Here is a 16,461-nt window from a genome sequence, read left to right as displayed (position 1 = left end):
CAAGTGGGTCAAAGGTCTAGGTTGCGTTCCTTTGAATAAAAAGGGCATCAACGGATGCCCTTGTCACTTTTAGCCTATGGAATTGCGGATAATTGAGTCGCTAATTTAGTGAAGGAGACCGAGCCAATTAGCCCCCTTACATAGAGCCATACCTGTAGTCCCATACTGATCGTTGTTGGAATAGTTTGATGATCACTTGTTAAATAGGCATACAAACACTATCCAGAGCGTTGTAAGCAAAAGTAATGGGGTGAATACTTTCTGGATAGAAGCGCCATCAGTTAAATTGTAAATTTTGATGGATTCATAATAGAACGCTCGTTTGAATTCTTTGAAGCTAATGTCGCTCTTCGCATGCGACTGTTCATAGTGCTGGTGCGCAGCGTCCGATAGCTGGTATTCCAAGTCTTGGAGCTCGTACTCCTTGTTAAAAAACGCATCCCAAGCCGAAAGGCGGGCTATCGTTTTAGGAGATGGATCCCCATTTAGTTTCTCTAGACGCTTAGCATAAGCTGCTTGATATTTATCCACGGTATATTCCTGTCTGAATAGACGTTGAGTTAGAACATATGTAAAAAGAAAAATAAGTAATAAAAGGTTTTTTACGTTCTATACCTGTGATAAATGCTAAAAAGTTCAATGCTCTAGCACTCCGATGTCGCAAATGATATTGATGGAATTGCTCTGCGACAAATAAAATAATTACTCTAGATAACAACGAATTTTTGTTGTTTTTAAAAAAACTGATCATGAGATTGAGTGGGGAGTTTTACCGAGAAGAATTTCGCTACTGTAACTGTCTATATTTACTCAAAAAGAGAAAATCTTAGAAGCTTTCTTTGATTGATGTGAGATATTTTAGGTCGAAAAGCATTAATTTTGGCTATGCTTATAGTTCGTCTTTTTTGTTGTTGAACTCTACTTCGAGGGGGAAAGAACCCATATTTCGAGCATAGGATAGCTCGCTTTTTCGTTACGTCGTTCTTGGAGTTTGAATCAGTGACGACGCTATGAGTCTAGCATCTTGAACTCACTTGGGTGTATTGATTAATTATAAAAGTAAAGCAGTGCTGAGCTAGGATAAACTTCAACGTAAAGGTGACGGTATGAATATACAATCAGCCATTATTGAATATGCGATAGCGATTATAGGCTTACTTTTGACGGGCGTTACCCTCTGAGCATGACTGCCCAGAGGATAGAAAGCGCATTAGCTTTTTGCTAACGATTGATGTTGTATCGAGCCATTGCAGCCTCTTCTGACGATACAACCGTTTTACCAATTGGTGCGAGTGAAATAACCGCTAGCTTGAGGTGTTGGAGCGCAAACGGAATGCCGATTATGGTGACAAAGCATGCTGCGGCAGAAAGTACGTGACCGATAGCTAACCAAAGGCCTGCAAATACAAACCAAAGGACGTTACCAATAACGCCGAGCGGACTCGTGCCAATGTCCATTTCATTGGTCAATTCATCGCGTGAGATGGCCTCTTTACCGAATGGGAAAAAGGAAAAATTACCCATAACGATACACGCACGCCCCCAAGGTATTCCGATGATGCTAATAAAGGCCAAAATACCAAAAAACCACCATAGCAACCCCATAAATACGCCACCAAATACAAACCAAATGATGTTACCAAGTGTTCTCATTCTATTTCCTTTATTCTTGAATGTGATGATTCAGATACCTGAGAGCACCGTAAAACAAATCTAAACCGTCTGTTTTGTCAATGTGTGCTTTTGTGCCCTCATTCACCTGATTGATAGAATAATCGCCGTAGTCTTAACAGAGAATGAATGCCTTCCTTAATGCAAGTCTTTTTAGTATAGAGCGTAATACTCAATCAAGCATATAGCCAAGAATCGCATTATCTAGAGACAACTTTCTCGAGATATTGACAAATTTGCTCTGCCAATCGATGGCTGGCAATGTTGCGTGTTACTACTTCATCAGCAATATTTCCAGACTCAACGACGCCAAACCAATCGAGCAACATCGAATGGAAACCTTTACTCGTCAGCATTGGCGTCCAGTCTTTCAAATTGATTTTTTGCTCTTGGTTAGCTTGCCATAGTTTGCCTTCAACGAAGGAGTCGAACTCAACTGCCTTGTTTGCATAACAAGCTTGAACGCGCTCTGTAGTGATACCGAAGTGGCGATTCATCGAGGCGTGGAGCAAAGTATTTCCATGTTGCCACTGAATATCTAAACGCGCCAACTGACCACCTTCAAGTTGATGAGTTACATAAGCATCTTTTAGATCGGCTTTGGCTGTGACGTTAACGCTGTCTAATGGGTGAATAAAATCATCAAATATAAAGGTACGAACATCCCCCGGTAGTTGGTGACGGTTCTTTTCCCAGCGTAGCGACTTTAAGTCAGATATGTTGCCTTGCTGCACTTGTGGCATATGTTGGTTGTAAAGTGGAATGTGACGACGGTTAAAGCCCACATAGAGTGGCTGTCTCTCTTTTTCGGCAATGTCGTACAGCTTTTCCACGTCATCAGCACTATTCGCTAATGGTTTGTCGACAAAGGTTGGAATTCCATGCTGCAGAAAAAATGCCGCTATTTGAGGGTGTACGCTTGTTGCCGCATGAATCATGACGGCATCGACGCCAAAGTGCAGAAGTTGCTGGTAGTCTTGGCAGATCTCTGAGATTCGATACTGCCTAGCTAGGCTCTCAAGTGTGTTTGGGTTGCGGGTACAAAATACAAGTTCGATATTTGGAAGCTGAGTGATAACAGGAAGGTATGCTTTCTGAGCGATATCCCCTAGACCAATAATACCAATTTTCATCCTAGTCCTTATCTCGATGTATGGATCGCGGACTGTCAGTATAACGCTTGGCGCGGCGATGAGTTTAAATACCTTGTTAGAAAAAGCCTGATTCACACTTTGAGCCAGGCTTTATTGAATGATTTAGGAAACGGCTCGGCAGGCTTTGAATATATCTAACTTGCTATCGTAGGCTTGAGTTTGTACATCCATAATGCCTAATAAAGAGTGGAACACGTTATCATGTGAGTATTGGCCTGCATTCTGTGCTTGTTTATACAAACAGTCAGTATTGATCTGCTTCGCTTGTTTAAAGCCCGAAGACAGCCACATAATCAAAGGAACGCGTTTTTGGAAATCTGGTGCAAGGCCATAAGGCATACCATGTAAGAACAATCCGTTTTCGCCTAGTGACTCACCGTGATCCGATATGTAAATTAGCGCAGTATTATACTCAGACTCTAACGCTTTAAGTTTTTTGATGGTTTCTGCCAATACAAGATCGGTGTAGCGTATTGTATTGTCATATGTGTTCACTATTTGTTCGATGCTACAGTTTTCGATATCTGCACGTGGACAGTCTGGTTTAAAGAAGGCGTTGTCTCTTGGGTAACGCTGAAAGTAGGTCGGACCGTGGCTTCCTATAAGGTGCATGGCGACCACTCGGTTACCGTGCATATCCGCGACTTCCTGATCAAAATGATCTAATAGCGCCATGTCGTAACAAGTTTGGCCATTACACATAGGGCTTACTTGCTTTCGATCAACTTCGATTTTCTTGATCTTGTGGGCTACTTCTTTATCCCCACCGTCATTTTCTTTCCAAATGAGGTCAACCCCGGCGCGCTGCATTATATCGAGAGCATTGTCCTGGTTATCCGCTTTGGCGCGTTCAAACTCGTTTCGCGTGAGCTGTGAAAACATACAAGGCACAGATACAGCAGTCGCGGTGCCACAAGACGCGACGTCTTGAAATGAGATAACATCCAGTTTACTAGTATAAGGGTTTGTCTCTCGTGTATAGCCATTGAGTTGGTAGTTCTGAGTTCGAGCGGTTTCTCCTACGACAAAAACCAGTAGTGTTGGTTTGCTCTGTGCTTGCTGTACGGCGCTATTTGACTGTTTTGCATCTGTGCCGATTTCTCGATATGGCTCTGGCGTGGTGAAATATTTCTCCTTCACATACCCGGTCGCGCTGTAAACGAACTGGGTGGGTATGATGATTTTTTTTAGGTGGCTATTGTTGCGCCCTACAGATGCGTAGTCTTGATAGTACACGCTGGCAATGACGGCGATGACAGCTAGCGACGACAGCATCGATACTAATTTGGTAACAGAGAAGTACAGTAATTGGTGACGTTGAGATTGCAGCTTGACCTTAAAGACAATCATCGCTGGGATAACTCCCATAATCAGCGTCCAAATTACAGAGTGAGCACTCAGGTAAGAACTCGCCTCGCTCGAATCGGTTTCAACAATATTGGCAATCATTCCAGAATCGAAAAGTGTGCCATAGTTATAGCTTGCGTAGCTCACCATACTTGAAACAATGATTAAAATTATAAAGAACGGCTTGCCGATCCAAGGCCAACTAAATAAATTAAAAAGGAAATTGAGCGCGGCAAGAAAGAAAATTGGTATTGTGATAATAAATCCAATCTTGACATTATCTAAGTGTGTAAAGATGCCGATCAGTTCTTTATAAATAGGGATATTTACGACGAGAGCGAAATACAGCGCCAACAGGAAAGTAAAGGTAACGTAAGAGATACCTCTCTGTTGTAAATCATGTGTCTTCATTATGAGTGTCTTGAATAAAAATTAGAGCAAGAACGAAGCCCAAATAAAAAGGGCAAGAGTTAACGCAACAAATACTGCTGCTGAGCCAATATCTTTGGCTCTACCACTGAGCTCGTGCCAGTCATCGCTAACACGGTCGACAACCGCTTCTACGGCGGAATTAATGAGTTCGACGATCAATACCAAGAACAGGCTACCGATCATCAGCACTCTTTCATATGTGGTGACAGGAAGGAAAAAAGCACAGACGGAAAGCACCAAGGCGAGAATCAATTCTTGTCTAAAAGCGGCTTCGTGTGTCCATGCGGCTTTCAATCCTTGAAATGAATAGCCGGTCGCATCCATGACACGGCGTATACCTGTTTTACCTGGCTTCAAAATATGACCTTACTATTTAAGCATTGGGATGGAACACATATCCCAGAGAGGTAACGAGATTAATCGTTACAGCGTGAAACATTTGTGAATAGAATCCATCGCGCGATAATTTAAGAAAAGTGCTTATTTAATCAAGATCGTAGACGGTATAGCCTTTGTTCTGGAGACATTTACGCAATACGAGAGATTGGGTTTTGGTTGAATCATTTGTTCCACTCAAAGCACCAGCTCCAGCTCCTACAGCTCCGCCGGCAGCAGCACCGACAGCCGCTCCACCTAATCCGTCTTCTAGCGCACCAGCAGCTGCGCCGATCAATGCGCCTGTAACTGCCCCATTAGTGGCTTCAGATTTCGCTGCCTCTGATTTGTCGACATTTTCTGCATAGCCTTGGCAGTAAAGAAAGTCTTGTTCATATGTACTAGGGTCAACATTGGTCATTTCGACGACAGGTTTTTGGTTGTAGGCGCAAGCTGTAAGTGCAGAAGTAAGCGCCATAATCAGGATAAAAGATTTATACATGAGTACTATCCATTTAGTGTGTGAATCTTATGGATTAAATGTACACTGTTTTATTGTTGGGCTCTGTCGCTTGAGTGTATTGAAGTGTCGTCTTCTGTAAACGGGGTAGGAAGGTTAAGTTAACTGTCTGATTTTTTGAGGCTAAGTGTGAAACAAGCTCCTCCAAGTGGGCTATGGCAAATCGAAACTTCTCCACGTTGAAGCTCCATTATCTGTCTGACAATCGCCAAACCGAGCCCAAACCCGCTCGTCTTTTTGTTGCGAGATTCATCCGCGCTGTAAAATGGTTCGAATAGATGAGGCCAATGCTTTTCTTCAATACCTATGCCATCATCATGAACATTGATGAAGCAGCGGTGCTGATCGTGTTTTATCTCCACTAAAATCTGCTTATCTGCGTACCGCATTGCATTGCGCAGCAAGTTATCTAAGGCTCGCTTTAACAATTTTGGGTCAGCAAAGGCGAGAACGTTTTCTGAGTTTACTTCTTGAAGCGAGATAGCGAGCGTAGTCTCTTTTTGCCATCTCTGTCGTAATTCTTTGACTAAGTTGAATAGGACGACTTCTTCTTGAGTTTGTAATGCTGTGTCAGGACGCTCCATCTTTGCGTAGTAAAGCAATTCTTCAACCATTTCTTCCATCTCGTCAATGTCTTCGACGATACTGTAAACATACTTTTTCTGTTGTTCAGTTAAGGTTGAATCCGATAACAAATCTGCTTGCCATTGTAAGCGGAAGATTGGGGTACGCAATTCATGTGCAACGGCGTTAGTTAGCATTTTATTGCTAGTGATCAAGCGAGATACTTTATCGGCCATCGTGTTAAAGCTTTTGTTTAACGTCCCAACAGACTTAGCGCTTGAGGTACTAGCTCGAGCCTTGAAGTTACCTGAGGCAAACTCAACGGTCACTCTCTCTAGCTCTCGAATCCGACGGCTTAAGAACCAGATCAACAATATGCAATACAGAGCAAATCCAGCTAAAAAGAACAACCAAACGATATTGTCATCAAAGTTGGCAGCTTTAACCACAGGGCTATTCGGATTATCGCTCATTTTAAAGATAGGCGTGCTCGCATCTAGGCGGAACCAGATATCCCTTTCTTCATCGTAAGCGACGTTAACGGAGGTATCACTTTCAAACGCCTTTTTGATGTCTGTTGGAAGCTCTTCAAGCGTATGAGGCACCAACAAACGATGGCTTGATGTGGCAAATTGTTCCAACTGTTGTTGAGTATATTCTAATCCGTGTTCTTTATAGATAGGGTAGATCAGATCGTGAAAAGCTTGACCCTCATGCTCTTGTAATAGGTAGTCATAATCTGTGTTGATCTCATAAACTAAGAACTCGTATCCCCACAAGCTAGCCATGAACAGAATGATAAGGCCAACAAAGCTTTCCAGATAAATCCGTCTCATTATTCATTCCATGCATCAGGCATAAATAGGTAGCCTTTGCCGCGAACGGTAATGATTTTTTGTGGTGAGCAAGAAGCATCGCCTAGCTTCTTTCTCAGTGTCACTATGCGATTATCAATGGTGCGGTCTGTTCCATCGTATTCAATACCACGCAGTGTTTTGGTCAGCCACTCGCGTGATAGTGTTTTTTCAGCATGCGTTGCAAGAACCCACAACAAATCGAACTCGCCGTCTGTCAGCGCAATTTCTTCTTGGTTCATTACGCACGATTTACGCAACCGGTTTAAACACAGAACACCAATTTGTAGGCCGTTTTCGGACTCGGTAGGCGCCGCCTCTTTTCTTCTTAATAGCATGCGAATACGAGCCAGCAATACGCGAGGTTTGATGGGTTTAGTAACAAAGTCATCTGCGCCTATTTCTAATGCGGCGACATGATCGAAGTCATCATCACTTGCTGTTAGCATCAACACTTTGCCTTTGTAGCATTCTCGGATTTGACGACATACACTCAGACCATCTTGCCCGGGTAGCATCAAATCTAACAGGACCACGTCTGGTTGTGTGTCAATAATCGCATTGGGTGCGTCCGTCCCATTGTCGATACATTTGACCTGAAAACCTTGTTCAACAAAATACTCTCCCAACATAGTTTGTAATTTGGGATCGTCTTCCACAATGATTAGAGATGGTTTGATTTGTTGTGCGTTCATTTAAGTGATGTATACAATATTTAATATCAATGGAACTTAAACAAATTTACGAATTATTTCAAATAAAGCTTTCTCAGAATAAGGTTATCGGATGAGTTAACTGGATAAAATTGCCAATTAATGATTTAAATCTAATCACCAATCACATTTCGAGAGATGTAAAAAGGCGCAACGTTTGCGCCTAGGTATGGAATCTTAAAGCGAAATTACCGCTTATTCGGTGGTACATACGACGCTGTTGTCGCTGCCAAATGCATTTGGAACGTAAGCATCAGCTTGTGGGTCATTTTCCCACTTCGCGTCATTGAGCAAGTAACGGAACTGAACATTCTGCGCTTTAGGTAAGCGGGTTTTAAATTTAAACTGACGACTTTTCTTCACTAATTTCATCGGTTCTGGTTGCCAGTTGTTGAAGTCTCCAGCAATTTGGACAGAGTCCCACTGATCTTTATCTAGCTCGAACGTGACTTCGACTTCATCTTTTGTCTTAAAGAATCTCTTTTTAAGCATTGATCTTTCCTTGTTCGTACAAAAACTGTTCTAACTATTACTCGTGTTTCATAATGATTTCAAGTTTTATCGAATTGTTGCTGGTATCTGATGAGGGGAGTATCCGAACGGTGAATAGTTCGTTGTGCTGGTTTCGTGTACTGAGGGATCGTTAGAGAGAAAATTCACTAGCCTAAAATGGTCAAAGAACAGAGTTTGTTAGCGAGCCGAGAGTCCGTATCTTGAAGTCAAACCGTTATCATGTATTATCTTAAATCACCATTTTCCTTGATGTAGCTATGTTGAAGTTTAACCGTACATTGTTGACTGCGATAGTTTGCTTAGTTGCTATGCTTTTGAGTAGTGTCGCTCCTGTGGCGCAGGCTTCCGCTCCGATGAAAACAATTGAAGTACGCGATCTTATTGTTCAACAGGCTGCTCTGCACAAACAACTTGGCGTCAATGACGACTGCGTAGAATCACATCACGATGAGTCAGCCATCAATAAGGCACAACAATCTCACACGAGTTGTAGCTCTTCCTGCATGGTCAAAATTCCCGCCAACTTATCTCAAAACGACTTACTGCTTCTTCCTTATAGCCTTGCTTTGATTGATAGGCCTCTAGTCGAAAAAGTAGTGACAGTGATCACCAAGCTTTATCGTCCTCCGATTGTTTAATTCCTCATCTCAAATTACTTGGGGTTTACCCCTTTTTACCAAATGAAATGATTTGGCATTTGAATGCCACAAGGAAATAAACAATGAAAAAACTACTTGCCTTATGTAGTGCACTTTTACTGACTTTTACCGCTCATGCAGCGCAATTTGAAGAAGGGAAGCACTACAAAGTTCTGGATGTTAAGAAAGCATCGAAACCTGTTGTGACGGAATTCTTTTCTTTTTATTGCCCACATTGCTACAAGTTTGAGTCGCTTATTGAGCGTTTAAAACCTGCTCTGCCAAAAGAGGCAAAGTTTGAAAAGGTGCATGTGGGGTTCATGGGCGGAGATATGGCGATTCCGATGGCCAAGTCCTACGCGACGATGGTGTCGCTCGGTGTTGAAGATACAATGATTCCTGCCATGTTTGCCCAAATTCATCAAAAGCGACAAGCGCCAAAAGACGAAGCTGAGCTGAAACAACTCTTCGTTGATAATGGCGTAGAAGGTAAGAAGTTTGATGCGGCGTACAACAGTTTCGCCGTAAACTCAATGCAGAAAGGTTTTGATAAGCAATTCTCTGCCAGCACCTTAAGAGGGGTTCCGGGTGTGGTTGTGAACAATAGATACATTGTTTTGGCCAACGAAATTCGCACTTACGACGAGTACAATCAATTAGTTAATTACTTATTGACGCTGTAACTATAAATAGTATTGATACTTAAAAATGGCGACGGTAGAGTCGCCATTTTTTATGCTTATCACTTTCGTATTATCTAAGAACGCTTGTACATGCTTGAGTCGGAACACTAGTCATAAATATGGCATGCGGATAAAACAAGCTAGCAGCAGTGATTGCAACATTACATGGCTGAGCAATCGTGGTTTTAATCACATTGGTAAGCACTGCGCCTGTATTATTTACTGTTTGAGCGGCGGCTTGTTGTGCCTGGTAAGACACGCAACCTGTCGTTGCATTGATCATCGCAGTGCTAAACAAAAGTTTGCGAAAAAACATATTCATATCCTTTGTGAATGCTTTGAATTACTTATATGTGGATTGATTCATAAATGAAACAAAACAGTGTTCAAAATATGTGTGCATTCACGAAATGAACATTGTTTTATAAAAAGACGTTTTTTTTGTGATCTTAGTACTGGACAGACCAGGTTATGAAGCTAAAGCCAATCCGTGCATTACGATTACGCCGAAGGTCAGTTTGCTCCTCATTCCTTGATATCCCTTGGGCTCGGCGTCTTGTTCGACTTTCCTCACGAGCTTTTCTGCATACCAAACAGCAAGATACCCAATTGCTAAGAGTAGGGTAGCGACCGCGTAATGTTTGTGGCCCTGCAGTAATGCGCCCCAAGCCAGTAAGACAAAAAGGTTGCTGAGAATTAATATATTTCGGCTAAGGCGATGGTAGTAATGCTCAATGCCATTACCCCAAAGGATGCCGGATAAAAAACTTAATATAACGGCGCTATATGCGATGAAAAATTGCTGACCACTTAAATTGAAGAGTGAGATGTCAGTGAAAATCAGCCCTAAACTAAACACAAATGGAACCAGGCCTAAGTAACCGAGTTGTAGCATGGTTGAGCGTGTTGTCATGGTCGTCACCTTATAATTGTTGCTCTATCATATTGGTAAGCGTAGTACTTGTCGGTGATGTGGAGCTTGGAAAAGTAGCAATAACTTTACCTTCAGAGCTAATTAGAAACTTGTAGAAGTTCCATTTTGGTTTTATGCCTGCTTGGTTAGTAATCTGGTTGAAGACTGGGTTCGCATCTACACCTAATACTGAAGAGCGAGCCATCATTGGAAAGGTGACCCCGTAATCGAGATAACAGACTTTCGCTGTGTTTGTTTCGCTTCCTCTATCTTGTCGAAAGTCATTGCTCGGGAAACCGATAACGGTGAAGTTTTGGTCTTTGTAAGTTTGATAGAGGGTTTCTAACTGTTCGAACTGAGGAGTGAAGCCGCACTGGCTTGCTGTATTGACGATTAGTAGTGTCTTTCCCTTAAAGCTTTCGCATAGATCGACTTCTTCCGTTGAGTTTAACAACCTTTGCTTACCTTGAAGAATATCAGGGCACTCAGATGCAAGAGCAAGCGAATTCATGGAGAGAAAGCTAACGAGAGCGGCGAAGTTCAGTAATCCTTTCATGGTGTTGTTCCCCTTGTTTTCAATAAGTATAACTACTTAAGTGCAAAGAGGATCGATCAAAAAAGCCGCACAAATGCGCGGCTTTTTCAAGAGCTGAGATCTGACTATGCCAGTTTCAACTCGAACTGGTTCAGGTACATTACCATATCTTCAATCGTCAGTACCGGCATGTTGTGCAGGCGACCGAATGCTACGATCTCCGGTGCCTTTGCCATCGTGCCATCTGGATTGGTCACTTCACACAGTACGCCAGCGGGTTGAAGCCCTGCCATTTGCATCAGATCAATCGTACCTTCTGTGTGACCACGGCGAGTCATTACACCACCTGGACGTGCGCGCAGAGGGAATACGTGACCCGGGCGAGCAAGATCTTCCGGTTTTGCGTGCGGGTTTGCCGCCGTTTTAATGGTCGTTACGCGGTCTGCTGCTGAAACACCCGTTGTTACACCAACTTTCGCTTCAATAGAAACCGTAAATGCGGTTTGGTTTGCGCTGTTGTTGTTTACCACCATTGGAGGCAGTTCCAGTTTGTCTGCTTGAGCATCTGTTAAGCACAAACAAACGATGCCGCTACATTCGCGGATCATCAATGCCATTTGCTCGTTAGTGAGGTGCTCGACTGAATAAATGATATCGCCTTCGTTTTCGCGATCTTCATCATCAAGAAGCAGTACGCCACGGCCTTCTTTTAAAGCGATAAGTGCGTTTTCAACGCGAGTAATTGGGTCGCCGAATTCGGCAAGTAGTGATGACTGATTCATGGTTAACTCCTAAATTTCACCAGAATCAGGGCGGTATGAGAGATCGCCGTAAAATACGATCAAAAAGAAGTGCACCAGCATTCTTAGCGATCTGACTCGCTATGCTGGTGTATTCTTATTCTCTTTCATCCGGACTATAACCGTCGGCTCTGGCATCTCACCAGATCTGCTGACCTCGACGAATCGAGCGCTCGCGGGCTCACTTGAAAAAGTATACCGCCGGTGGGGAATTTCGCCCCGCCCTGAGAACAATTAAAAATGTACCACTTCATCCAAGTTGTGAAGAAGTGGAGCTAGGATAGTACTGCGAACTGAATAGCTTGGAAAGTCGATTCCATCTGTATGATGGAAAAGTGTGCTATCGACGGAAATAATCTGTGCGAATAAAGTGATCAATCTGCTGCGGCACGAAGGTGTTGTAAATCAGGCTCGTATGCGTTTGCTTCACTTCGATATGATCTTGCATACCGTCCAGTCTTGTCTCTTCTACGGTAACGGTACCGTCCGACATGGTGTTGTCATTACGGATCAACAATGGGCGAGCGCCAATCGGCATCGTTCCTGCGATACTGCCGAGTTTTTGAGGGAAATCCCAGGCGTCATCATGTTTGTTTAATCCGTGGTGTGGCGAATTGCCTAAAATTGCACCCAATCCGAGATCTTGAATTCGACCTACAATGGACGCGCCTTTAAGAGGCGAACCGATAGCGACAACATGAGAGATTAAGTTAGTGCTCGGTTTTCTGTTGGCGAGATAGCGCTTAATCATCAAGCCCCCCAAGCTGTGTCCCACGAGCACGTTTGTGGTCAGTGGATTAAGCGAATGATCAATAGAATCAAACAGTGAAGACTCATCGATAGCAACAGTGTTATAGCTGAGTACTTGCGTTTCGTATCCGAGTTTTCTCAGCTTTTGGCTAAGAGGCTGCATGACCAGCCCATGCATATAAAGACCATGTAAGATGATGATTTTCATAATACCTCCTAGATTTATGACGTCGTAGATATCCTACTCTAATTGACAAGAAACTACTTGTGCTTTGTGGTGCCTATTTACGTTTTGCTGCAAAGTTTGACTGCTGTAGCAAGCGACTCAGCCCAGTAAATCCTGTACTTGTTGTTGCAATTGATGACGATTTAAAGACGCAGGACTTAACACTTCACCGATAACAACATCCACTTTTGACCAAAAACGAGTCGGTCGTTTTGTGAGAGCATGTCCGCCTTTATGGCTGAAAAAAGAACCCCAAAGCCCTTTTAACGCCATAGGGATGACAGGAACAGGGTTACGTTCAAGGATTTTCTCTACACCAGGGCGAAACTCACCCAATTGACCGTTAGACGTTAAACGACCCTCAGGGAAGATACAGACAACCTCACCGTCGTAAAGTGCTTGTTCAATCTCCTCAAATGCTCGTCGGTAAGTGTCGGCACACTTACGTGGAGAACAGATCGGGATAACACCGGCATGACGGAATACATATTTAAGAACAGGTAGCTCGCTGATGGACTTGTCCATCACAAAACGAACCGGGCGAGTAGAGGTTCCCATCAAAATCAATGCATCGACATAGCTAACATGGTTAGCCACGATTAACGCAGCACCTTGTTCAGGAATATGTTGGCGCCCCTTTACTGACACACGATACATACAATGGCTGAGTAAATAACTGATAAAGCGTTGTGTAAATTCCGGTACTTGGCGATAGACATAGATCGCCACGAAAAAGTTACTTATTGCCATCATGGTAAACAGTTCCACAATAGAAAGCTCTAGTACGCTCAGTACAACGATCGAAACCAAAGCAGACACCACCATAAACAACGCATTCATGATGTTGTTAGCAGCAATGGCACGTGCACACTCCCCTTTGTTTGAACGCGATTGGATGAACGCATAAAGAGGAACAATAAAGACACCGCCGCTTACACCAACAAGGAACAGGTCAATCATGACGCGCAGATGTTTGGATTCAGCAACGAAGCTTTGCACATCATAAAAGTGCACCGGAAGTGATGGATAACTTGGGACTGCCCATAGCAAGTCGACGCCAAACACTGTCAGTCCAAGGATACCGAATGGCAAAATACCAAGCTCAACGTGGTTGAAAGAAAGTTTTTCACACAACCAAGAGCCTGTCGCGATACCAATCGAAAACAATGCCAACAGTAAAGAAACGACAGTGCTATCTGCGAACAAATGTTCGCGTGCGAAGTTAGGGAATTGAGTTAGGTAAGTCGCACCCATGAACCAGAACCAACTGATGGCAAGAATAGACATCCAGATGCCTCTCTGTTTTTTTGCCACTTTTAACGTGTTCTTTAAACCAGAAATCGGTTCAAATTTCGCTTTGTCATTCGATTGGCTAGGCATCGTTGGAATATTCACGCTGCTCATGAACCCAAGCAAAGACAAGGCAATCACGGTACAAGAAGCAATCAAGGTACCATTAGGAATGGCTAGCAGCAGGCCTGCGCTAAGCGTACCTATAAGAATCGAAAGAAACGTGCCCATTTCAACCCAAGCATTTCCTTTAACAAGCTCATTTGGTTTGAGCGCTTGTGGTAACAAGGCGTATTTCACGGGACCAAAATAGGCCGATTGAGTGCCTGTCATAAACAGCAGAACCAGCATCAGCATGGCACTTTGGGTGGCAATAGCGGTTGCTGCGCAAGACATGATAGCTAGTTCGATGAGCTTTAGACGTCGGATTAATTTGGCTTTGTCCATGCTGTCAGCGACGGCACCAGCATGCGCTGAGAATAGAAAGAAAGGTAGGATGAATAAGCCTGCCGCCAAATTAACGAATAGATTGACGGATATTGGTAGGTTATCAATTTGGCTGTATGTCACCATCAATAACAGAACGTTTTTGTAGATGTTGTCATTGAGTGCGCCAAGGCATTGCGTCACAAAGTAAGGAAAAAAGCGTTTTGAGAAAAACATACGGGCCCCGATTAAACAAAGTCGAATGAGATGGGAGCACTTTATGCTCAATGAACGATTAAACCAGCTTTCTCTTTCAAGTGACGTTGTACGCCACCAAAAGTAACGAAATTCGTTACTTTTATTTCCATTTATTTATTGAGTTACTAATTGCGAGACTTGTTGGGGAGTTTTCTTTCCCATGGTTCAAACAGAGGGAACGTCCAACGACGCATCGCAATAATCAGAGAGGTGCCGTGTTTTTCGTCCATATCGAGAGAGCTATCATTTTGGCAAGCCTGATAAAACTCATCGATGACCTTTTGCAGTTTCTGTTGTAGCTTCTTGTTGGTTGGTACACTCATCAATCCTGTTGCCATGGAGAACTTTTCATCTTCACCAGAAAAGTAGCTTTGGAAAAAGGCGTCTTGAACTTGCTGTTGGAAGAACCGTTGAATAGGGCCGCCCATCTGCCACTTAAATGTCGGAGATATACGCAAACGAATTTTGTTATTTGGCTGCAAGTCGATGATGTTCAGCCGATCCAAATGAGCAAGCTTTTGCACCAGTTCCAACTCATTGAAGGTATATTGCTGAACGATTTGTTCAAACTGATAGCCATTTACAACACAGATCGCCACGAGCAGCAGGGCTTTATCGTCAACCAGCTGCTTTTCTTGCTCTAACGTTAGCGACTCTAGACCTTTATTGTGCGCAGCCGCGAGCTTAAATAGTTCCGCCATTTCTAAACCAATCAATTGGCAAATTCGTTCTAAGCGCTCAAGGCTAATGTGCTGACCTTCAGCGAGTAAACGTTTGACGCTTCCTTCACTTAAATTAAGGTGTTGTGCAACATCCGCATAATGCAGCCCAGCTAACTTTAGTTGGCGTTTAAGCTCTTTAATTAACGTATAGCTTTCTGACATTTACGCTGTTACCTCGTCGTGTAACTGCTCTAGGTACGTTTGCATAAAGGTTTTGCGTTTTTGCGCTTCGCGTCTCGCTGACTCCGTGTTCATGGTTTCAGCGATTTTGAATAACTTGGTTTGAAAGTGATCCAGAGTGAATTGTTTATCCTTAAGTTCACGTTCTTCGGCAAATATATCGCTGTCGTTGTAAAGTTGCGCGTTAAATTGAGTGCTGACTTGAATGCATCGCGTCACGCCAATTGCGCCTAAAGCGTCCAGACGGTCGGCATCTTGGACGATTTTGGCTTCCAACGTATTTGGCCTGATGTTTGCGCTAAAGCTGTGTGCCTCTATCGCATGAGCAATGGCATCATGATATTGCTGCGGATAATCGATACTCTCTAAAAATGCGACCGCTTTTTTGGCTGCGATGATTGAGCTCTCTTTGCGATTTGGGTGATCTTTCGGGTAAGTAAAGCAATCATGCAAATAGGCAGCCGGTAATACAATCGCGATGTCTGCATTTTCTTCTTTGCAGAGCTGTTTCGCTGTTTTGACCACGCGTTTTACGTGTTTAAGATCATGAGCTGCATCTACTTGCATCTCTTGCTGCATAAATTCCAAAAATTGCGGTTCTATCTGGCTTAATGACGCCATGGTTCATATCTACAACTAAAATGAAGTCAGAAGTATGCCCAACGCTTAGAATAATTTCCAAGTGCGATGGTGTAATTGAGATTCAGCCACCAGAACCTTGTGCAACGTTTGGTACTGAGCCGTTTTATATGGCCTTTCAATGTGTTCAGTGGTTTATGAGACAAGAATAGACAGAGCGAGCAGTGATGTTTACCATGACCCGTCCTGATATGGGTTGACACTTTTTAACTAAAACGCTCGATGTACTTCATCGGGCGTTTTGTATTTTAAAGCCGT

19 protein-coding genes and 1 riboswitch are annotated in these 16,461 nt (G+C 43.2%); of the genes, 2 read left to right on the top strand and 17 right to left on the bottom strand.

What is annotated here, in order from left to right; genetic code table 11:
• Positions 1 to 192 precede the first annotated feature (192 nt).
• From R7035_RS04685 to R7035_RS04645, 9 genes are all read right to left on the bottom strand, one after another.
• A complete protein-coding gene (locus tag R7035_RS04685; RefSeq protein WP_053304554.1) occupies positions 193 to 531 on the bottom strand; it encodes a hypothetical protein in 339 nt (112 codons plus the stop codon).
• Positions 532 to 1,221: 690 nt separating this feature from the next.
• A complete protein-coding gene (locus R7035_RS04680; protein WP_005373685.1) occupies positions 1,222 to 1,653 on the bottom strand; it encodes a YccF domain-containing protein in 432 nt (143 codons plus the stop codon).
• A gap of 218 nt (positions 1,654 to 1,871) precedes the next feature.
• Positions 1,872 to 2,804: a Gfo/Idh/MocA family protein gene (locus R7035_RS04675; protein ID WP_017819856.1), complete on the bottom strand. Its 933-nt coding sequence runs from the start codon at positions 2,802 to 2,804 to the stop codon at positions 1,872 to 1,874.
• 123 nt (positions 2,805 to 2,927) lie between these two features.
• Positions 2,928 to 4,583, bottom strand: coding sequence for a phosphoethanolamine transferase (locus R7035_RS04670; protein WP_213905965.1), 1,656 nt, complete (start codon positions 4,581 to 4,583; stop codon positions 2,928 to 2,930).
• A 21-nt stretch (positions 4,584 to 4,604) separates the two neighbouring features.
• Positions 4,605 to 4,961, bottom strand: coding sequence for a diacylglycerol kinase (locus tag R7035_RS04665; RefSeq protein ID WP_276577057.1), 357 nt, complete (start codon positions 4,959 to 4,961; stop codon positions 4,605 to 4,607).
• A gap of 127 nt (positions 4,962 to 5,088) precedes the next feature.
• On the bottom strand, positions 5,089 to 5,481 hold the full coding sequence (locus tag R7035_RS04660; protein ID WP_318145985.1) for a glycine zipper family protein: 393 nt from the start codon (positions 5,479 to 5,481) through the stop codon (positions 5,089 to 5,091).
• Positions 5,482 to 5,600: 119 nt separating this feature from the next.
• Positions 5,601 to 6,899, bottom strand: coding sequence for an ATP-binding protein (locus R7035_RS04655; protein WP_005373675.1), 1,299 nt, complete (start codon positions 6,897 to 6,899; stop codon positions 5,601 to 5,603).
• Positions 6,899 to 7,612 (bottom strand): response regulator, encoded by a 714-nt coding sequence (locus R7035_RS04650; protein WP_005373673.1) that lies wholly within the window; start codon positions 7,610 to 7,612, stop codon positions 6,899 to 6,901. Before R7035_RS04650 ends, R7035_RS04655 begins: the two co-directional genes overlap by 1 nt.
• Before the next feature lie 213 nt (positions 7,613 to 7,825).
• Positions 7,826 to 8,122 (bottom strand): isoamylase early set domain-containing protein, encoded by a 297-nt coding sequence (locus tag R7035_RS04645; protein WP_213895783.1) that lies wholly within the window; start codon positions 8,120 to 8,122, stop codon positions 7,826 to 7,828.
• A 278-nt stretch (positions 8,123 to 8,400) separates the two neighbouring features.
• Here R7035_RS04645 and R7035_RS04640 point away from each other — a divergent pair, with 278 nt between their 5' ends.
• On the top strand, positions 8,401 to 8,781 hold the full coding sequence (locus tag R7035_RS04640) for a hypothetical protein (protein ID WP_005373669.1): 381 nt from the start codon (positions 8,401 to 8,403) through the stop codon (positions 8,779 to 8,781).
• An 83-nt stretch (positions 8,782 to 8,864) separates the two neighbouring features.
• Positions 8,865 to 9,464: a thiol:disulfide interchange protein DsbA/DsbL gene (locus tag R7035_RS04635; RefSeq protein ID WP_149192131.1), complete on the top strand. Its 600-nt coding sequence runs from the start codon at positions 8,865 to 8,867 to the stop codon at positions 9,462 to 9,464.
• 70 nt (positions 9,465 to 9,534) lie between these two features.
• Here the strand turns inward: R7035_RS04635 and R7035_RS04630 are convergent, their stop codons facing one another.
• The 8 genes from R7035_RS04630 to R7035_RS04595 form a co-directional block, all read right to left on the bottom strand.
• Positions 9,535 to 9,780 carry a hypothetical protein gene (locus R7035_RS04630; RefSeq protein WP_005373664.1) on the bottom strand — a complete coding sequence of 82 codons (246 nt, stop codon included), beginning with the start codon at positions 9,778 to 9,780 and terminating at the stop codon, positions 9,535 to 9,537.
• Positions 9,781 to 9,933: 153 nt separating this feature from the next.
• Complete coding sequence (locus R7035_RS04625) at positions 9,934 to 10,377, bottom strand: DUF3429 domain-containing protein (RefSeq protein WP_213895782.1); 444 nt, start codon at positions 10,375 to 10,377, stop codon at positions 9,934 to 9,936.
• Positions 10,378 to 10,387: 10 nt separating this feature from the next.
• A complete protein-coding gene (locus R7035_RS04620; protein ID WP_005373657.1) occupies positions 10,388 to 10,933 on the bottom strand; it encodes a glutathione peroxidase in 546 nt (181 codons plus the stop codon).
• A 104-nt stretch (positions 10,934 to 11,037) separates the two neighbouring features.
• Positions 11,038 to 11,694 carry a 3,4-dihydroxy-2-butanone-4-phosphate synthase gene (ribB, locus tag R7035_RS04615; protein WP_005373655.1) on the bottom strand — a complete coding sequence of 219 codons (657 nt, stop codon included), beginning with the start codon at positions 11,692 to 11,694 and terminating at the stop codon, positions 11,038 to 11,040.
• 113 nt (positions 11,695 to 11,807) lie between these two features.
• Positions 11,808 to 11,948, bottom strand: a riboswitch (FMN riboswitch).
• A 104-nt stretch (positions 11,949 to 12,052) separates the two neighbouring features.
• Positions 12,053 to 12,670 (bottom strand): hypothetical protein, encoded by a 618-nt coding sequence (locus tag R7035_RS04610; RefSeq protein WP_005373653.1) that lies wholly within the window; start codon positions 12,668 to 12,670, stop codon positions 12,053 to 12,055.
• Between the two features lie 117 nt (positions 12,671 to 12,787).
• Entirely contained in the window at positions 12,788 to 14,641 is a 1,854-nt protein-coding gene (locus R7035_RS04605) for an MFS transporter (RefSeq protein WP_170893120.1), read from the bottom strand.
• A 146-nt stretch (positions 14,642 to 14,787) separates the two neighbouring features.
• Positions 14,788 to 15,546, bottom strand: a complete 759-nt coding sequence (locus tag R7035_RS04600; protein ID WP_285399842.1) for a helix-turn-helix domain-containing protein — start codon at positions 15,544 to 15,546, stop codon at positions 14,788 to 14,790.
• On the bottom strand, positions 15,547 to 16,185 hold the full coding sequence (locus R7035_RS04595) for an HD domain-containing protein (RefSeq protein ID WP_318145984.1): 639 nt from the start codon (positions 16,183 to 16,185) through the stop codon (positions 15,547 to 15,549).
• Positions 16,186 to 16,461 lie beyond the last annotated feature (276 nt).

The organism is Vibrio sp. 1731, assembly GCF_033339955.1.
Classification (GTDB): Bacteria; Pseudomonadota; Gammaproteobacteria; order Enterobacterales; family Vibrionaceae; genus Vibrio; species Vibrio alginolyticus.
Note: the sequence above shows the minus strand (reverse complement) of the source record. Positions and strands in the feature narration are given on the sequence as shown.

Coding starts and splice junctions, on each gene's coding strand:
- R7035_RS04660 (WP_318145985.1), bottom strand. CDS start 5,481: ATGTATAAATCTTTTATCCTGATTATGGCGCTTACTTCTGCACTTACA.
- R7035_RS04670 (WP_213905965.1), bottom strand. CDS start 4,583: ATGAAGACACATGATTTACAACAGAGAGGTATCTCTTACGTTACCTTT.
- R7035_RS04605 (WP_170893120.1), bottom strand. CDS start 14,641: ATGTTTTTCTCAAAACGCTTTTTTCCTTACTTTGTGACGCAATGCCTT.
- R7035_RS04595 (WP_318145984.1), bottom strand. CDS start 16,185: ATGGCGTCATTAAGCCAGATAGAACCGCAATTTTTGGAATTTATGCAG.
- R7035_RS04655 (WP_005373675.1), bottom strand. CDS start 6,899: ATGAGACGGATTTATCTGGAAAGCTTTGTTGGCCTTATCATTCTGTTC.
- R7035_RS04680 (WP_005373685.1), bottom strand. CDS start 1,653: ATGAGAACACTTGGTAACATCATTTGGTTTGTATTTGGTGGCGTATTT.
- R7035_RS04600 (WP_285399842.1), bottom strand. CDS start 15,546: ATGTCAGAAAGCTATACGTTAATTAAAGAGCTTAAACGCCAACTAAAG.
- R7035_RS04645 (WP_213895783.1), bottom strand. CDS start 8,122: ATGCTTAAAAAGAGATTCTTTAAGACAAAAGATGAAGTCGAAGTCACG.
- R7035_RS04650 (WP_005373673.1), bottom strand. CDS start 7,612: ATGAACGCACAACAAATCAAACCATCTCTAATCATTGTGGAAGACGAT.
- R7035_RS04635 (WP_149192131.1), top strand. CDS start 8,865: ATGAAAAAACTACTTGCCTTATGTAGTGCACTTTTACTGACTTTTACC.
- R7035_RS04675 (WP_017819856.1), bottom strand. CDS start 2,804: ATGAAAATTGGTATTATTGGTCTAGGGGATATCGCTCAGAAAGCATAC.
- ribB (WP_005373655.1), bottom strand. CDS start 11,694: ATGAATCAGTCATCACTACTTGCCGAATTCGGCGACCCAATTACTCGC.
- R7035_RS04620 (WP_005373657.1), bottom strand. CDS start 10,933: ATGAAAGGATTACTGAACTTCGCCGCTCTCGTTAGCTTTCTCTCCATG.
- R7035_RS04630 (WP_005373664.1), bottom strand. CDS start 9,780: ATGTTTTTTCGCAAACTTTTGTTTAGCACTGCGATGATCAATGCAACG.
- R7035_RS04610 (WP_005373653.1), bottom strand. CDS start 12,670: ATGAAAATCATCATCTTACATGGTCTTTATATGCATGGGCTGGTCATG.
- R7035_RS04625 (WP_213895782.1), bottom strand. CDS start 10,377: ATGACAACACGCTCAACCATGCTACAACTCGGTTACTTAGGCCTGGTT.
- R7035_RS04640 (WP_005373669.1), top strand. CDS start 8,401: ATGTTGAAGTTTAACCGTACATTGTTGACTGCGATAGTTTGCTTAGTT.